This window comes from Pedococcus soli, assembly GCF_054782575.1.
In genome coordinates this window covers 980,543-997,291 of record NZ_BAAGSF010000006.1, presented here as the reverse complement: position 1 = coordinate 997,291, position 16,749 = coordinate 980,543, and the positions used below count along the sequence as shown (strand labels likewise).

The following is a 16,749-nucleotide window of genomic DNA, read 5'->3' as shown; positions in this document are numbered from 1 at the left end:
GGTCCGGTCAGCGGTCCGGGCGGTGGAGCGACGGGCGGGGGCACGGGTGCGGCCGGTGCGCCCGGCGCCAAGGTCGACCTCAACCGGGCGACCGCCGCCGAGCTCGAGGAGCTGCCCGGCGTCGGCCCGGTGCTGGCCCAACGCATCCTCGACTGGCGCACGGAGCACGGCAGGTTCGCGTCGGTCGACGAGCTCGGAGAGGTGAGCGGCATCGGCGAGAAGATCTTCGCGCAGCTCCAACCCAGGGTGACCGTGTGAGCGCGCGGGTCCATGACCCTGTCAGCACCCCGGCCCCCGGTCCTGACCTGCGCCTGCTCGCCCCGGCGCTCGTCGCCTGGGCGTTCACGGCGTCGGTGCTGTCCTGGTCGGTCAGGACCCTGGCGGTGGTCGGGGTGGTGGCGGCAGGCCTGGCAGGGCTCGCTGCCCTGGGTCGTCCTGGGCGCGGGGGTGGTGGCGTCCAGGGTCGTGGCTGGCCCGGCGCGCGCCCCGGCGCTTCGTCCACCTGGCTCCGGGCGATCGGGCTCTCGTTGGCGGGGGTGGCGCTCGTGGCGGTCTCGACGGCCGGTCACCTGGCCTCCCGGGCGACCGGACCGCTGGGTGCCCTGGCCCGGGACCACGCGGTCGTGACGGTCGACGGACTGGTCGCGACCGAGCCGACGGTCCGCACCCTGCCGGGACGCGATGCCGTGACGGTCCGCTTCCGCCTCACCGCCACGCGGGTGACGGCCCGCGGGGAGCGCTCCGACGTGCGCAGCCCCGTGGTGGTGATGGGCGACGAACGGTGGGAGCGCGTCCGGTGGCGCGAAGGCCTCCGGGTGCGGGGCAAGCTCGTCCCGGCCGAGGCAGGTGACGACGTCATCGCCGTGATCCGGCCGATCGGCGGTCCTTCCACGACGTCCTCGCCCGGCACGGTCGAGACCGGCGCCGACCGGTTGCGCTCCGGGCTGCGCACCGCTGCCTCACCCCTGCCCGCTGACGCGCGGGGCCTGCTGCCCGCTCTGGTCATCGGCGACACCAGCCGGACGCCCGACGACCTGACCGAGGCCATGCTCGCCACCGGCATGACCCACCTGAGTGCCGTCTCGGGCAGCAACGTGGCGATCGTCCTGGCGTTCGCCCTCGGCGGGGCCGGACTGCTCGGGGTGCGACGTCGCTGGCGGCCGTACGTCGCGGGGATCGCCTTGGCCGGCTTCGTCGTCCTCGCGCGCCCCGAGCCGAGTGTCATCCGCGCGGCGACGATGGGCGCGATCGGCCTGATCGGGTTGAGCAGGTCGCGTCGGGCGGCAGGCATCCCGGTGCTGTCCGCCGCCGTGCTGGTGCTGCTCGTCGTCGACCCGTGGCTGTCGCGCTCCTACGGGTTCGCCCTGTCGACGCTGGCCACCCTCGGCCTGCTGCTGTTCACCCGCTCGTGGGGCGAGGCCATCGGGCGCCGGCTGCCGGGACGGTTCCGGTCCTGGGGGCCCGCGATCGCCATCCCAGTCGCGGCCCAGGCGATGTGTGCCCCGGTCGTGGTCCTGCTGCAGGGGAGCGTCTCGGTGGTCGGAGTGCTGGCCAACCTGCTGGCGGCGCCCCTCGTGGCACCGGCAACCGTCTGTGGTGTCGCCGCTGCTCTGGTCGCACCGCTGTGGCCCTTGGGTGCGACGGGCCTGTGCTGGCTGGGCGCCCTGCCCGCCGAAGGGATCGCGTGGATCGCCCGCACCTGCGCAACCGTCCCGGGCGGCACGATGCCATGGCCCGACGGAGCCTTCGGCGCGGTCCTCCTCGCCGTCGTCACGGTCGCCGTCATCTCGTCCGGTCGGTGGTGGGCGCACGCGGCACGGACCCGGCCGGTCGCGATGCTGTCGGCTGCCCTCCTGGTGCTCGCGGCAGCAGCCCCGACCTCGACGGTGACCTGGCCGGCGCCGGGGTGGCGGTTCGTCGCCTGCGACGTCGGGCAGGGGGACGGGTTGGTGCTGGCCACGACATCCCGCCATGCCGTGCTCGTCGACGCCGGACCCGACCCGGCCGCGATCGACCACTGCCTGCGCAGGCTCCACGTCGAGGTGCTCGACTCGGTCGTGCTGACCCACTTCCACGCCGACCACGTCGACGGTCTCCCCGGCGCCATCGCGGGTCGCGAGGTGCGCGAGGTGCTGAGCACCCCGGTCCGCGAGCCCGACCACCAGTGGAAGGAGGTGGGGCAGTGGGCGCGGGCACGCGGCATACCCCTGCGGGAGGTGGTGGCTGGTGACCACCTGGCCTGGCCGGGGGTGACCGCGGACGTGTGGTGGCCGCAACGGCGGCTGTCGACGGGTTCGGTCCCCAACAACGCGAGCGTCGTCCTGGCGGTGCGGTCCGGGCCGGTCGACCTGCTCCTGCTCGGTGACGTCGAACGTGAGGCCGCCCACGCGGTGCTGCTCGCCCTTCGGCGAGACCCCACGAAGAGCGCGCGGGCAGCCGGGTTCGACGTGGTCAAGGTGGCGCACCACGGTTCGGGCAACCTCGACGAGGACCTCATGGCAACGGTGGCTGCGCCCGTCGCCGTGATCAGCGTCGGCAAGGACAACGACTACGGTCACCCGTCACCGAAGGCGCTGGAGGTGTTGCGGCGCAACGGATCAGCGGTCTTCCGGACCGACCAGCGGGGTGACGTCGCAGTGGTCGCCGACGGCGGATCGGTCGGAGTGACGTGGCGCCGACGGTGAACCGGCGGGACCGGTCAGTTGCTCGCGAGGACCCGCGGCTTCGCCTTGGCGGCCTCGCAGAGGGCGTCGATGGTGGCCTGGACCGCGGGCACCCGCTGCAGGTCCGCGGTGGTGACGACGCTGATGGTCCGGCGCGAGGAGGGCGTGATCGGCAGGGTCACCACGTCGTGGTGGTTGGCGGTGCGCAGGATCAGGTCGGGGATCAGGGCGACACCGAGGCCCTCCGCGACCAGGCCGAGGACGGCGACGTAGTCCTCGGTCTCGAAGCCGACGTTCGGCGTGAAGCCCTCGTTGGCACACATCTGCAGGAGGTGGCCGCGACAGCGGGGGCAGCCGGCGATCCAGTTCTCCGTGGCCAGGGCGGAGAGCTCGATGCCGTCGCGGTCCGCCAGCGGATGGGTCCGGGGCAGGGCGAGGCGGACCTCGTCGTCGAGCAGCTTGTGCGTGACGAAGAGGTCCATGTCCTCCTCGCCCCGGCCGACGTCGGTGCCCTCGTACGCGAAGGCCACGGCGAGGTCGCACTCACCGGCCTTGAGGGCCGCCAACGACTCGGGCGGCTCGGCCTCGGTGAAGGTGACCTGGACGTCGGGGAACCGCTGCTTGACGAGGGCGAGGGCGCGGGGGACCAGCGTCGCCGAGCTCGAGGGGAAGGCCATGAGCCGAACTCGCCCGGCGCGCAGGCCGGCGATCGCGGCGACCTCCTCCTCGGCGGCGTCGAGCGCGGAGAGGACTGCGACGGCGTGGCGGGCGAGGACCTGACCTGCCTCGGTGAGGCGGACGTTGCGGCCCACGCGTTCGACCAGGACGGTGCCTGTGCGCTGCTCGAGGCGGCGGACCATCTGCGAGATGGCGGGCTGGGAGTACCCCAGCGACAGGGCGGCGCCGGTGAAGCTTCCTTCGTCGGCGATGGCCTTCATGACCCGCAGGCCGGCAGCGTCAATCATGGGGCGATCATAACCGAAAGTTATCGAAGCCAGTAGTTGATGATGCAATGGTGATGAGTGCTGGCTGGGTGGGGGTCGGGGCCTGTGGATGACGGGATGGCCCAAACGGTCGAAATCCGTAGAATCCATGCGATCGGCCGCATCGCTGCGGGTGATCCGGGGACGGCAAAGGGGAGTTGCGTGCGTTCACGACGGACGGGTTTCGTGGTTGCGGTGGCGCTCGGGGGAGCGCTCGTGGCCGGGTGCACCGGTGGCGGGGAGTCACCGCCAGGGACGACATCCGCGACCTCGCCGTCCTCGTCGGCCAACACGACGTCGGCTCCGTCGTCGAGCACGACGGGCACTCCGAGCTCGACCTCGGCCACGGTGGCCGTACCGCCGGCCGCCAAAAAGCCATCTCGGGAGGGAGCGGAGGCCTTCGCCAGGTTCTACTTCGAATCAGTTGGCGACTCTTACGTTTCTGGGAACACAGACCTGATTGCGGTCCTTGCAGATGACTCATGCGAAGGCTGCAAGGGTTTTGTCCGGGCAATAACGGACAGGACGGCCAAAGGTCAGCGGACCGATAAATCCTCGATCGAGGTGCGCCTCGTTCAGACAACGTCTGGACGAGCCACCGACTACGTCGTTGAGGTTGCTGGAGAGGAGGTCCCCGTAAGGGTGCTCAATGCAAAGGGACAGGTGGTTGAGACCTCCAAGCCCGGAGTATTCACTGCTGTCACGTCGGTGACATGGCGAGACGGGGGCTGGCACATCAAGAAGTTCGAGGCGATCTGATGCGGATCAGAGCACTTGTTGTCGCGGTTGTTCTTGCGGCTGCGTCCCTCACGGTTGCACCGACCAGCGACGCCTCCAATGGGTCATGCGGAACGGGACTTGCCTTTGGTGACCTTGGAAACGACTCAGCGGCAGCAGCGGCGGCCTGTAAGCCAAAGTCTCAAGAAGGTGGTGGTTCAAGAGTCGAACCGATCTCGTCGACGCAGAGCAAGTTCGTCTACAAGGTCGTGCTCGCGTGCAAGCCGGCGCGTATCTCGGACACGGCCGGGGGCGAGGAGACCAACTGTTCGTACGCCATGACGGCCTGCTCCTTCCGGAACCCGCCGTCCGACGACGTCCTGTACTGGGTGCAGTCGCGCCCGAGGGCCAACCCCGACGCGGCGTGGACGACCGTCAACACCCTGTGCGGCCTTGACGCCCTTCCGCCGGGCGTCCCGGCACCCCCGGCGATCCCGACCATGGGCCAGATCCAGACGGCGTTCAGGCAGCTGCCGTTCTCCAAGCCACGCGTCGCGATCCAGCCTGCCGGCAACGTCACCCTGGTCAACCTCCCCACGTACTTCCGTGCGACCTGGCCGGGTGACGCCGGCCTCCAGCCGGGCGAGGTCAGCGCCCCGGTGAAGCTCTTGTCCTGGTCGGTGGAGTTCAAGATCGCGCCACGCTCGTACGAGTTCCACTACGGCGACGGCAGCAGCAGCGGTCAGGTCACCGATCCCGGCGGGGTGTACCCCGACGGGAAGATCCGGCACACCTACACAGCGACCGATCGGGCTGCCAGGGTCACGGTCGACTCGCAGCTGACCGGCCAGTACCGCGTCAACGGCGGTCCGTGGACGCCCATCAACGCTGTCGCCGACCTCCAGAACGAGCCGGTCACCACCCTCCAGGTCCGCGAGGCCGAGGCCCGGCTCGTCGACCACTGAGTGTCGGCGACCTCTGGTTTCATCGGTCGCACGATGAACCACGAGCCCACCGCCACCAGCCACGCCACCCTCGACGACGTCATCACCACGTCGAGCCATCGGCGGGGCAAAGCCCTCTGTCTCTCTGGCGGTGGCTACCGGGCGGCGCTGTTCCACCTCGGTGCGGTTCGACGGCTCGACGAGCTCGGCATCCTCAGCCAGCTCGACACCATCAGCGGCGTCTCGGGCGGATCCCTCGTCGCGAACCTGCTCGCCGACGCCAGGCTCGAGTTCCCGGCGGACCGGTCGGCGGGGGAGCGGGTCGGGGGGTTCGACGAGCTGGTGGCCACACCGTTGCGCCGCCTCACCTCCCGCAACATCCGGACCGCGGCACTGCTGGCCAAGCTCAAGCCGTGGCACTGGCTCACCGACGACGCAGCCGTCAGGGCCTTGTCCGACGAGTTGGCGTCCGAGATCGACTGGTGGTCGATCCCGTTGCGCGACAACGAGATCGCCGGCCCTGCGATCATCACCGGCGCCACGGAGATCGCCTATGGCGTCAACTGGGTCTTCGAGGACCCCACGGCGCACGCACCGCACGGGCGCGTCGGGGACTACCGCCTGGGGTATGCCGCGCCGCCGGCTTCCGTGCGCATCGCCGACATCGTGGCGGCCTCCTGCGCCTTCCCACCGTTCTTCGCCCCGATGGTGTTCGACGGCGAACCGATGCGGCTGACCGGTGGGCACGCGGGTCTCGAGTCACCGCAGGAGCGCCGACGCATCCAGCAGCACATCCGGCTCACGGACGGTGGCGTCTACGACAACCTCGGGCTCGAGCCCGTCTGGAAGTCCCACAGCACGGTCCTGGTCAGCGACGGTGGCGGCGTCTTCCGCGCCCGCACCGAACGCACGATCCACGGCCGGATGCTCCGGATCCTGGGGATCGCCACCAGCGGCGGCCAGTCGGTCCGCAGCCGGTGGCTCCAGGCGGGCTACCACCGCGGGGTCCTCGGTGGCACCGCCTGGGCCCTCGACACAGCGGCACCCGGTTGCTACCCACGTGAGGTCGCCGAGCTCATCAACGCCGTCCGCACCGACCTCGACTCGTTCTCGACGCAGGAGCAGCAGATCCTCGAGCGGCACGGCTACATGGTCGCGGAGGCACAGGTGCGCAGCCACGCCCCCGAGCTCATCGCTCGCGAGGTCCCCGCCGTGCCGCCGCACCCCGAGGTGGCAGACGTGGGGGTGGCGACCCGGGCCCTCCACGACTCCGCCAGGCGCACCCTGCTCGGTCGCACGTGAGAGCGCGGCCCAGCGCCCCTGACCCAGCCTCGCGTGCCACCCATGCCCCGGGCACCGGAGCGCGCCGAGCACACACTGACCAGCCCACGTAACCTGTGGTGGTGACCGAGACGACCCGTGCGAGCCGGCGGACCGACCTCGATGCGGTGGTGGACCTCCTCGGACACGGGAACGTCCTCACCCTGACCGGTGCCGGCATCTCCACCGAGTCCGGGATCCCCGACTACCGCGGCCCGGACGGCAACCGCCGGGTGACGCCCATGCAGTACTCCGAGTTCGTCAGGTCGTCCGAGGCTCGGCAGCGCTACTGGGCCCGTAGCTACGTCGGCTGGCAGCGGTTCAACCTCGCCCGTCCGAACGCAGGGCACGAGGCCGTCACCACCCTGCAGCGTGGCGGCTACCTCGGTCCCGTCATCACCCAGAACGTCGACGGCCTCCACCAGCAGTCCGGCACGACCGAGGTGACTGAGCTCCACGGCGCCCTCGCCAGGGTCGTCTGTCTCACCTGTGGCGACCGCTCGAGCCGGTGGGACCTCGACGAGCGCATGCGGCTGACGAACCCGTCGTTCGAGGTCACGAGCAACGAGATCCGGCCCGACGGCGACATCGCCCTCAACGAGCTCGACGTGCAGGACTTCATCGTCCCGCTCTGCCTCGTCTGCCAGCACGACACCCTCAAGCCGGACGTCGTCTTCTTCGGTGAGTCGGTGCCGAAGCCGTTGGTGGAGCACTGTTTTCGCCTCACCGAGGAGGCGGACGTGCTGCTCGTCCTGGGCTCGAGCCTCAAGGTGATGAGTGGCTACCGGTTCGTGCGGCGGGCGGCCGCACGCGGCATACCGGTCGTGATCATCACGCGCGGGGCAACCCGCGGTGACGCCGAGGCGACCGTCCAGGTCGATGCCCCACTGGGACCCACGTTGACCGAGCTGGTCAGTCGGCTGGTCGCCTAGCCACCAGGACGGCGTCGATGGCGTCGCCACTCTCGGTCGGGCGCACGATCTCCTCGCAACGCTCGACCGACAGTCCCGCGGAGGCAACCCGCAGCTCCTCCAGGGTGTGCAGCAGCGAGGGGTCGGAGGGGCCGCCGACTCCTTCGGTGAGGTTCCGCAGGGCGTGCCCCACGACGACCAGCGCACCACCCGGGGCGAGCCACCGCGTGGTGCGGCTCAGCACGTCCTCGGGCAGGTGCAGGTAGGCCACGAGGACCAGGTCGAACAGGACACCCTCAGGCGGCTGCCACGAACGCGCGTCGGCGACGACCCAGTCCACCCGCAGCGCACGCCGGGTCGCCTCGGCCTCGCCCTTGCCCAGGCCGACGGGCGAGAAGTCGACCGCGGTGACCCGCCACCCGAGCGAGGCCAGCCACACCGCGTGCCGTCCCTCACCCGCGCCCAGGTCGAGGGCGCGACCGCCTCGTCCACCCTGGGCGGTGCGGTCCGGCTTCCAGCCGCCGACGATGCGCTCGACCTCGGCGTTGGGGCCGGCGCTCCAGACGCGGTTGCTCGCTGCATACCGTTCGTCCCACATGCGCTGCCGGTCGGTCATCCCCCTAGCATCGCCGACATGAACGAATCCGCCACCGCCGATGAGGTCACCGTCCGGGACGCCACCGCCGCGAACCTCTCGGCGATGGCCGCGATCTACGACGAGGAGGTGCTGACCTCCGTGGCGACGTTCGACACCGAGCCGCGCGGAACGGCCTACCTCGGTGAGAAGCTCGCCCACGCCGCCGGCAGCGACATCGTCCTCGTCGCGACTCGCGGCGGGGAGGTGCTCGGTTACGCCTTCTCGGGACCGTTCCGTCCCCGACCCGCGTACGACGGCACCAAGGAGGTGTCGGTCTACCTCGCGCGGAGCGCCCGCGGGGCCGGCCTCGGCACGCTCCTGTATGCCGCGCTGCTCGCCCGCCTCGACGCCCTCCCGCAGGTGCACACCCAGGTCGCCGTGATCGCCCTGCCCAACGACGGGAGCATCGCCCTGCACCGCAAGCACGGGTTCGTCGAGGTGGGCGTGCTGCGAGAGGCGGGCCGCAAGTTCGACCGCTGGGTCGACACGGCCTGGTACCAGCGGCGGGTGACGGCCGACGGCTAACCGGTCGGCAGGCCCAGCGCCTTGGCCACCTCCGGCCAGACGGCCGCCGCAGTCCGCGCGTGGCCGATGACGGACTGGTGACCGAGGTCGGTGCCGTAGGCGTCGAGGGAGTCGACCACCCGGGTGGCCGCGCCCGCGTCGGTGTGGCACTGCGGGACACCGGTGCACACCTTCGCGAGCTCGGCCTCGTACGCCTCCATCAGCCGTGTGAGGTGCGCGACCTCTTTGGTGTTGACCGTCTTGTTGGCCTTGAACAACGCGCACGGTCCGGTGCCGACGAGATCGGCTGGAGTGGTTGGGAGAGCGGCGATGGCGGCGGCATAGGTGGCTGGTCGACCGGCCCCGCTCACGAGGACCACCGACACCTTCGGCGAGGCGGCGACGAGCACGTCCACCGCTTCACGCACCGAGGCACGGAACTCGGCAAGGTGAGCGGAATCGGTTCCGTCACAACGGATGTCGTTGTCCATGATCTGCACCAGGGCCAGCCGGGGAGTGGGCACGAGGCGGAGGGCGTCGTGGGCCTGGTAGGGCAGCAGGGCAGCCTCTGCACCGTCGCGGGCGAGGTTGGCCACGTGGTCGGCGGTCTCGGGCACGGCGCGGATGAGGCGGGCGTAGATGCTGTCGACCGCAGGGTTGGTGCCGGTGGCCCAGGAGTTCGCGAACACGTCGTCGTCGGGGGCGTTCGGGTCGGAGTGGAACCCCGTCATCCCGGAGTGGCCGATCGCCACGACGCCGACGGGGTGGCCCGGGTCGGCGGTGCTCGTGGTCGACGACGTGCCGGTCGACCCGGTCGGGCGGGCGCCTCGCTCCGTGACGGCGGGAGTGCCGCTCGCACAGGCCGCCACCACGGTGGCGAGGACGGCCACGGCGAGTCCGCGCCATACGGTCGACGAAGGGTGCAGCACGAGGTCCTCCCGGTGGGCGGGGCTCCCTGCACCTCGAGGCTAGACCTGCCGGCCCGTTCCGGGCGACGGCATTTCCTCGGCGATGTCGAGGCGGCCGGAGGTGCCGTCCGGTGGAGTCAGGAATGGCCCGAACGACCACTGGCGTGTCGTCCGGGACTGTTGCACGCTCGACGGGTCACGCTGTCGAGCCACTGCACGACCGAGCACAAGGAGGCCGGTATGGGAGCTACCGGGACAGGACCGTTCGAGAACGACGACGCGCTGGACTTCCTCGACGCCCTCGAGGACGCCGAGCCGCACGAGCGTCGGGCCCGGGTGGAGCACGCGATGGTCCGCGTGGTCGGGTCGCGTGCCTACATCGAGGCACCGGAGATGGCCGAGGCCATCGCCGCCGCCGTCGTGGTGGCGGCGAGTGACGACTTCGAGAGTGCGATCCGCGAGCCGTACCTGCCGCGGTGGATCGAGGACGAGCCCATCGTGGTCGACGAGGGGCTCGAGGACCTGGCCACCAAGGCCCTGCACCGCGCGCTGCGGCCCGACGACAACGAGTGGTGGGAGCTGTGGGACGAGGCCAGCGCCACGGACGACATCACCGAGCGCCTGAGCAGGTACCTCGAGACCCTCGGCGAGTGACCCCGACGAGCCGATCCTGCCCGGGGTGACGCCTACCGGCGCCACCCCGGGCACCGGTCAGGACAGGTGCTCCGGCTCCGGTGACTTCTTGTGGTCCCAGTCCGAGCCCGTGGCGTCCTGCGAGGACCCGCCGGCGCTGTCCCCCGACGCGGGCGAGCTCGACGTCGACCGGGCGAGTGAGACCACGACCGACTTCGAGGTCGGGGTGTTGCTGCCGATCGCCGTCGAGTCCAGCGGGACCAGGGGGTTGGTCTCGGGGTAGTAGGCCGCGGCCGATCCCCGCGGGGTGTCGTACGAGACCACCCGGAAGCCGCGAACGCACCGGACCACGTCGTCACCGGTCCACCGGGTGGTGATGTCGACGAGGTCGCCGTCCGCCAGACCGAAGGCCGCGATGTCGTCGGGGTGCACGAAGACCACCTTGCGGCCACCCTCGATGCCGCGATAGCGGTCGCTGAGGCCGTAGATGGTGGTGTTGTACTGGTCGTGGCTGCGCAGCGTCTGCAGCAGCACGTGGCCCTCGGGCACGTGCACCACCTCGATCGGGGAGGCGACGAACTCGGCCTTGCCGGTCTTCGTGTCGAACGTCCGGGTGTCGCGCGGCGGGTGCGGCATGATCATGCCGCCCGGCTTGCGGACGTTGACCTCGTAGTCCTCGCACCCGGGGACGACCTTGGCGATGTGGTGGCGGATGGCGCGGTAGTCGTCGCGCATCGCCTTCCACTGCAGGCCGTACCGGTCCCCGAGCGTCGCCTCGGCGATGCGGGTGACGATGTCGACCTCGGACTTGAGCTGGGGGCTGGCCGGCTCCAGCGGGCCGCGCGACGCGTGCACCGAGCACGTGGAGTCCTCGACCGAGATCCACTGGGCCCCGCTGGCCTGGATGTCCTTCTCGGTGCGGCCCTTGGTGGGCAGGATCAGGGCGGTCTCGCCGCAGACGAGGTGGGAGCGGTTGATCTTGGTGGACACCTGCACGGTCATGCGGACCTTGCGCATCGCGGGGATCGCGATGTCGGTGTCCGACACGGCCTGCACGAAGTTGCCGCCGAGCCCCATGAAGAAGTGGACCTTGCCGTCGCGCATGCCACGCAGGGAGTCCACGACGTCGAGGCCGTGCTCACGCGGCGGGTCGAAGCCGAACTCCTTCTGGAGCGCGTCGAGGAACGTCGCCGGGGGCCGCTCCCAGATGCCCATGGTGCGGTCGCCCTGGACGTTCGAGTGGCCGCGGACGGGAAGGAGGCCCGCCCCCTCACGGCCGATGTTGCCCTGTGCGAGGGCGAGGTTGACGACCTCCTTGATGGTGGCGACCCCGTTGCGGTGCTGGGTCAGGCCCATCGCCCAGCAGTAGACCGTCCGGGTCGACCCGCGCAGCATCTCGGCAGCCTGGGTGATGAGCTCACGGGACAGCCCGGTGACCTCGACGACCTGGTCCCAGTCGACGGCGCGGACGTGGTCGCGCCACTGCTCGAACCCCGTCGAGTGGGTGGCGATGAACTCGTGGTCGAGCGCGTCCCACTCGACGAGCAGCGACCCGATCGCCTGGAACAGCGCGAGGTCGCCGTTGACCTTCACCGGCAGGTGCAGGTCGGCCATCGCCGTGCCGTGGCCGACGACGCCCTTGGGCTTCTGCGGGTTCTTGAACCGCACGAGCCCTGCCTCGCGCAGCGGGTTGATCGAGATGATCTTGGCGCCGTTCGCCTTGGCGATCTCGAGGGCGGACAGCATTCGCGGGTGGTTCGTGCCGGGGTTCTGGCCGGCGATGACGATGACCGAGGCCGTGTGCACGTCGTCGAGGGTGACGCTGGCCTTGCCGATGCCGATGGACTCCTGCAGCGCGATGCTCGTGGACTCGTGGCACATGTTCGAGCAGTCCGGCAGGTTGTTGGTGCCGAACGCGCGGACGAACAGCTGGTACGCGAACGCCGACTCGTTGGAGGCGCGGCCCGAGGTGTAGAAGGTCGCCTCGTCCGGACTCGCGAGCGAGCGCAGCTCGGCGCCGATGAGGTCGAACGCCTCGTCCCACTCGATCGGCTCGTAGTGCGTCCCGCCCGGACGCTTGACCATCGGGTGGGTGATGCGGCCCTGCTGGCCGAGCCAGTGCTCGGTGTGGGCGTCGAGCTCGGCGATGCTGTGCTGGGCGAAGAACTCGGGGGTGGCCCGGTCGCGGGTGGCCTCCTCGGCGACCGCCTTGGCACCGTTCTCGCAGAACTCGGCCGTGTGCCGGTGACCGGGATCGGGGTCCGGCCAGGCGCAGCTCATGCAGTCGAAGCCCTCGGCCTGGTTGAGCTTGAGGAGCGTCTGGGCCGTCCGCTTGAGGCCCATGTGGTCGATGGAGCGCTTCATCGACACCGCCACCGCCGTCGGACCGGCGGCGTGGTCCTCCTGGCCCTTGACCACCAGGTCGGCCTCGGAGTAGTCGCTCTCGTCGTGCTTGCCCATGCGTGAACCTCGTTCTCCGGGTGCCTGGCGTTGCCGGGCGCGTGCCGCGCGGGCCCCGGTCCGGAACCTGCGCCTTCACCCCGAACGTACCCAGTCCCACCCGAACCATGCGCGCCCGGGATGCCCGATCCCCGGTGACCACCCGTGTGCCGCCGCGGGGGTCGGTCCACGGCGGCACACGGGGGAGCTGGGGGAGGGCGGCCGGGGCGCGGCCTCGGTAGCGCTCGGCAGGGCTCGGTAGAGCTCAGTCGGCCCGGACTCGGCTGGGTGGGTCCGGGCGCGGCTCAGACTCGGCGCAGGACCGCCGTGACCTTGCCGAGGATCGTGGCGTGGTCGCCGTCGATCGGCTCGAACGCGTCGTTGTGCGGCATGAGCCAGACCTTGCCGTCCTTGCGCTTGAACGTCTTGACGGTCGCCTCGTTGTCGAGCATCGCCGCGACGATGTCGCCGTTGTCGGCGGTCGGCTGCTGGCGCACGACCACCCAGTCGCCGTCGCAGATGGCGGCGTCGATCATCGACTCGCCGACGACCTGGAGCAGGAAGAGCTGCCCCTCGCCCACGATCTGCCGGGGCAGCGGGAAGACGTCCTCGACGGTCTCCTCGGCGAGGATCGGCACACCGGCGGCGATCCGGCCGAGCACCGGGACGTACGACGCCTCGGGACGCCGGTCGTTCATCCCCGTCTCGTCGAACACCGCCGTCTCGTCCTCGACGCTCGCCCCACCGCGGTAGCCGCGCATGTCGGCCGTCGAGTCGGGGGAGACGACCTCGATCGCGCGAGGGCGGTTGGGGTCGCGGCGCAGGAAGCCCTTGCGCTCCAGGGTGGACAGCTGGTGGGCCACCGAGCTGGGGGAGGTGAGACCGACGGCCTCACCGATCTCGCGCAGGCTCGGGGGGTACCCGCGGCGGTCCACCGAGTTGCGGATCACCTCGAGGACCCGGCGCTGGCGGACGGTCAGACCGTCACCCCGATCGCGGTCGGGGAGCTCCTTGACGTTGTCCTCGCTCATGCCGTTTCCTCGTTTCCGCAGGTCAGGTGGCGTATGCCGCCGTGCTCAGTGCTGTGACGGGTGGGACTGTCAGTGGCCTCTGGTGTGCTGTGAGGCATGAACACAGCGTATGGCGTTCGAACGTCAGTGCCAAACATGTGTTCGAGGCGTGTCTTGAGAAGTTCGAACATGCGTGCTAGAAATCAGCCTAGAGGAACTTCGTACAACCGTTCGAAGGGCTTCGGCCACCTGACCACCACGGAGGACCAGATGAGTGCAGCAGTTGCTTGGGACGTCGCCCCCGCCCCCGTGCGGATGCCCGTTCGGCCCGTGCGCCCGCAGCTCGTCTCGGTGCCCACCGGTGAGGACGTCGTCATCCGTCCGGCGGCGCCGTTGCGGCTGACCCGCGCCGGCCGCCTGGCGATCACCGTGTCCGTGGCCATCACGGCGGTGGTCCTCGCGATCAGCCTGCTCTCGGGGGGCGCGTCCGCAGCGGTCATCGACCACTCGACGACGGTCCAGTCCGGTCAGACCCTCTCCGAGGTCGCGTCGGCCCAGCTGCCGCAGCTGCCGGTCACCGAGGCCGTCGCCCGCATCCAGGTCGCCAACGACCTGACGGGGTCCAACGTCCACGCCGGGCAGACGCTGCTCATCCCGGCCGCCGGCTGAGCGAGGTCACCCCACCCATCACCCGGCATCGGGCGGCGCGGAGAGATCTCCGTGTGAGGGGCGCTCAGGGTTTCGGCGTGATCTTCGGTAGGGCCTTCACGGCCTTGATGTGTCGGTACTTCAACGCCCCGGTGGTGGTGGCGCGGCTGAGGGCGACGTGGTCGACGAGGACCGGTTCACTCAGCTCGGCGATCGGCATCGAGGTCGAGTAGTAGGCGATCCCGCCCCTCATCCGGTACACGACGCCCTTGGTCGTCCGGAGCATCGTCGTGTCGGCAGGCACCGCTCGCAGGCGGTTGTAGGCGCCGCCGTCACCGGCCCGGTCGATGGCCACCTGGTCGACGATCGTCGTGGCCTTGCTTCCGCCGACGTTCGCCCATGCCGAGACGTGGATCGGGGCGCCGCCGGCCATCCGGTAGATCTCCGCCCGCTGCGCGCCCTTGATGAACGTCCCGTCGGGGATGGTGGCCGGCAGGGTGGCGAGGGCGCTGGCCGAGACGGCCATCGTGGCCTTGGCACCGCCGAATGCTGCCCACGTGCTCACGTAGACCGGTGTGGTCCCGACCAGCCGGTAGATCTGCCCGTTCTCCCGGACCTTGAGGAAGCTCCCGGATGCCGGTGGCTGGTAGGGCTGGTCCTTGAAGTGCAGGAAGTTGCTGGGCCAGTTCGCGTCGCCGCGCGGGATGGTCATCCGGGAGGAGTAGCCAGTCCAGGCCGAGTCCGACACGACGATGTAGGAGCTCGTGACCTCTTCCACGTACCCCACGTGGCCGTTGCCGGGCGCGTAGTGGCTGCCGTAGTTCCACTGGGCGATCGCCCCGGTCTTGGCCGTCTGGTCGACCTTGATGCCGCGGTTGCGGGCGCTGGTGGCCCAGCTGCCGCCGCTGCCCATGGCGCTCTGCTGCTTCACCCCGTTCTTCATCAGCCGGTAGGCCGCATAGTTCACGCAGTTGTTCCCACTGGAGTTCACCGGGTACCCCCACACCGACTTCCCGGCGTACCCCGAGAACGAGATGCAGGCGATGGAGTTGGCCTTGCACTCGCGGGAGAGGGTCGCGGCTGAGGCCGGTGGCGCGGTGACCGCGAGTCCGGCCAGGACGACGAGGGCAAGGGTGCCGACGCGGGCGAGGAGGGGGGACAGTCGGGAACGCAGCATGACTTCCTGGGGGTGGGGGACAGGACAGCGCCAGGAGACGCGCATCGCCCCGCCGCGAGGGGTGGCGGCGGACAACCTGTTCAGGCTGGACCGACGGTGTCCGGTTTGTCAGGCAGATCCGGTAAGTCCAACCGTGTAATTCGCCTCCGGTCTCAGATCCCCGTGAGCTCGAGCCCTTTCCCGAGGAACTCGGCCAGCCGCAGTGCCGCGGCACGCACCGCCTGTCGGCCCCTGGCGTCGACGCTGGGGGCCAACCGGATGTCGACCTCGACGACGTCTGCCCGGACGGTGCGCTTCCAGGAGCCGACGTTGGTCTGGTCGAGGACGACCGTGGCCCAGAACGGGTCAGGGTGCTCGGCCAACGGGTGGTCCGTCGCCACCGGGAAGTTCACGGCCGGGTAGCTGAGCACCACCTCGTCGTAGACCGGGAAGAGGTGTGCCGCGGGGGCGGCCGGGCTGCGGCGCGGCACGACGGCAGGGTCGAACCAGTGCGGTGTCCCGTCGACGTCCACCACGTCCAGGTCGTCGCCCAGGTCGGCCAGCGCGGCCCTGGTCCCCGCGACGGTGAGCGACGACCACCGGGTGAAGTCCCTGATGCCGGCCGGTCCGTGCCCGCTGAAGAACCGGCGCACGAGCTCGCGGTGCGCGTCGTCGTGGTCGAGGTGCGTGGCCGGTGGCACGACGTCGTCGACCAGCGCGTACGAGTGGTGCACCCCCTTGACCGGTCCGGAGCACACCAGCCCCCGCAGCTCGGCGACCATGATCAGGTGTCCGAGCTGTTCGCCCGGCCTGATCGGTGATCGCCTCTCCACGAACAGCTCGCCGAGCTCGGGGCGGGTGCGGAACTGCCTGTCCTGCAACAGCTCAGCCAGCAGGGTGAGTCCGCCGTCGAGCCGCCGCGGGTCGTCGAGCCCGAGCTGCCGGTGCCGACCGGCGCTGGCGGCGAGGACCCGGGGAGAGGTCAGCGCGAGGATCCAGCGCAGGTCCTCGCGGGCGACGAAGTGCCACGTCGGCCGCAGGACGTGGGTGCGCACGAAGGTGCCGGCATCGAGCTCGCGGCGCACCGTGGCATACGTGCTCCTGCGGGTGCGCAGGCCCAGGGAGAAGAAGGCGTGGTCACGCTCCTGGCTCTGCACGCACGTGAGCAGCCGCACGGCCTCGGTCGCGGTGCGCAGCGGGGCGGAGGTGAGGCGTTGCGTCGCGAGGCGCTGGGACAGGACGCGCGAGGGATCCATGGCGCCATCCTCTCGAAACG

Annotated in this window: 16 protein-coding genes; 9 read left to right on the top strand and 7 right to left on the bottom strand. The window is 70.6% G+C overall.

Annotated elements, in window-relative coordinates:
• Together ACYVKF_RS19935 and ACYVKF_RS19930 are read left to right on the top strand one after the other, a co-directional pair.
• Window positions 1–258, top strand: a 258-nt coding sequence (locus ACYVKF_RS19935) for a ComEA family DNA-binding protein (protein WP_460968762.1), incomplete at its 5' end; no start/stop codon positions are given.
• Window positions 255–2,684: a ComEC/Rec2 family competence protein gene (locus ACYVKF_RS19930; RefSeq protein ID WP_460968760.1), complete on the top strand. Its 2,430-nt coding sequence runs from the start codon at window positions 255–257 to the stop codon at window positions 2,682–2,684. The genes ACYVKF_RS19935 and ACYVKF_RS19930, both read left to right, overlap by 4 nt.
• Before the next feature lie 14 nt (window positions 2,685–2,698).
• Here the strand turns inward: ACYVKF_RS19930 and ACYVKF_RS19925 are convergent, their stop codons facing one another.
• A complete protein-coding gene (locus tag ACYVKF_RS19925; RefSeq protein WP_056915034.1) occupies window positions 2,699–3,628 on the bottom strand; it encodes a LysR family transcriptional regulator in 930 nt (309 codons plus the stop codon).
• Window positions 3,629–3,994: 366 nt separating this feature from the next.
• Here ACYVKF_RS19925 and ACYVKF_RS19920 point away from each other — a divergent pair, with 366 nt between their 5' ends.
• The 4 genes from ACYVKF_RS19920 to ACYVKF_RS19905 all read left to right on the top strand — a co-directional run bounded on the left by ACYVKF_RS19920 (window position 3,995) and on the right by ACYVKF_RS19905 (window position 7,559).
• Window positions 3,995–4,405 carry a DUF6318 family protein gene (locus tag ACYVKF_RS19920; RefSeq protein ID WP_460968758.1) on the top strand — a complete coding sequence of 137 codons (411 nt, stop codon included), beginning with the start codon at window positions 3,995–3,997 and terminating at the stop codon, window positions 4,403–4,405.
• A 227-nt stretch (window positions 4,406–4,632) separates the two neighbouring features.
• Window positions 4,633–5,328: a hypothetical protein gene (locus ACYVKF_RS19915; RefSeq protein ID WP_460968756.1), complete on the top strand. Its 696-nt coding sequence runs from the start codon at window positions 4,633–4,635 to the stop codon at window positions 5,326–5,328.
• Window positions 5,329–5,361: 33 nt separating this feature from the next.
• Complete coding sequence (locus tag ACYVKF_RS19910) at window positions 5,362–6,609, top strand: patatin-like phospholipase family protein (RefSeq protein WP_460968754.1); 1,248 nt, start codon at window positions 5,362–5,364, stop codon at window positions 6,607–6,609.
• Window positions 6,610–6,710: 101 nt separating this feature from the next.
• The gene (locus ACYVKF_RS19905) at window positions 6,711–7,559 is read left to right on the top strand and encodes an NAD-dependent protein deacetylase (RefSeq protein WP_235530634.1); all 849 of its coding nucleotides are present in this window, start codon (window positions 6,711–6,713) and stop codon (window positions 7,557–7,559) included.
• On the opposite strand, the gene ACYVKF_RS19900 is transcribed toward ACYVKF_RS19905, so the two are convergent.
• A complete protein-coding gene (locus ACYVKF_RS19900; protein WP_460968752.1) occupies window positions 7,540–8,154 on the bottom strand; it encodes a class I SAM-dependent methyltransferase in 615 nt (204 codons plus the stop codon). The two genes, ACYVKF_RS19905 and ACYVKF_RS19900, sit on opposite strands and share 20 nt — an antisense overlap.
• Window positions 8,155–8,172: 18 nt before the next feature.
• On the opposite strand from ACYVKF_RS19900, the gene ACYVKF_RS19895 reads away from it, so the two are divergent.
• Window positions 8,173–8,700, top strand: a complete 528-nt coding sequence (locus ACYVKF_RS19895; RefSeq protein ID WP_460968750.1) for a GNAT family N-acetyltransferase — start codon at window positions 8,173–8,175, stop codon at window positions 8,698–8,700.
• On the opposite strand, the gene ACYVKF_RS19890 is transcribed toward ACYVKF_RS19895, so the two are convergent.
• A complete protein-coding gene (locus tag ACYVKF_RS19890; RefSeq protein WP_460968749.1) occupies window positions 8,697–9,608 on the bottom strand; it encodes a hypothetical protein in 912 nt (303 codons plus the stop codon). The two genes, ACYVKF_RS19895 and ACYVKF_RS19890, sit on opposite strands and share 4 nt — an antisense overlap.
• Before the next feature lie 219 nt (window positions 9,609–9,827).
• Between ACYVKF_RS19890 and ACYVKF_RS19885 the strand changes: the two genes are divergently transcribed.
• Window positions 9,828–10,241, top strand: coding sequence for a DUF4259 domain-containing protein (locus ACYVKF_RS19885; RefSeq protein ID WP_056915028.1), 414 nt, complete (start codon window positions 9,828–9,830; stop codon window positions 10,239–10,241).
• 57 nt (window positions 10,242–10,298) lie between these two features.
• On the opposite strand, the gene ACYVKF_RS19880 is transcribed toward ACYVKF_RS19885, so the two are convergent.
• Together ACYVKF_RS19880 and lexA are read right to left on the bottom strand one after the other, a co-directional pair.
• Entirely contained in the window at window positions 10,299–12,680 is a 2,382-nt protein-coding gene (locus ACYVKF_RS19880) for an FdhF/YdeP family oxidoreductase (RefSeq protein WP_460968747.1), read from the bottom strand.
• A gap of 284 nt (window positions 12,681–12,964) precedes the next feature.
• Window positions 12,965–13,690 (bottom strand): transcriptional repressor LexA, encoded by a 726-nt coding sequence (gene lexA / locus ACYVKF_RS19875; RefSeq protein ID WP_056915027.1) that lies wholly within the window; start codon window positions 13,688–13,690, stop codon window positions 12,965–12,967.
• Window positions 13,691–13,939: 249 nt separating this feature from the next.
• Here lexA and ACYVKF_RS19870 point away from each other — a divergent pair, with 249 nt between their 5' ends.
• On the top strand, window positions 13,940–14,338 hold the full coding sequence (locus ACYVKF_RS19870) for a LysM peptidoglycan-binding domain-containing protein (RefSeq protein ID WP_460968746.1): 399 nt from the start codon (window positions 13,940–13,942) through the stop codon (window positions 14,336–14,338).
• A 64-nt stretch (window positions 14,339–14,402) separates the two neighbouring features.
• Here the strand turns inward: ACYVKF_RS19870 and ACYVKF_RS19865 are convergent, their stop codons facing one another.
• Window positions 14,403–15,494: a CHAP domain-containing protein gene (locus ACYVKF_RS19865; protein ID WP_460968744.1), complete on the bottom strand. Its 1,092-nt coding sequence runs from the start codon at window positions 15,492–15,494 to the stop codon at window positions 14,403–14,405.
• Window positions 15,495–15,646: 152 nt separating this feature from the next.
• Complete coding sequence (locus tag ACYVKF_RS19860) at window positions 15,647–16,729, bottom strand: winged helix DNA-binding domain-containing protein (protein WP_460968742.1); 1,083 nt, start codon at window positions 16,727–16,729, stop codon at window positions 15,647–15,649.
• Window positions 16,730–16,749 lie beyond the last annotated feature (20 nt).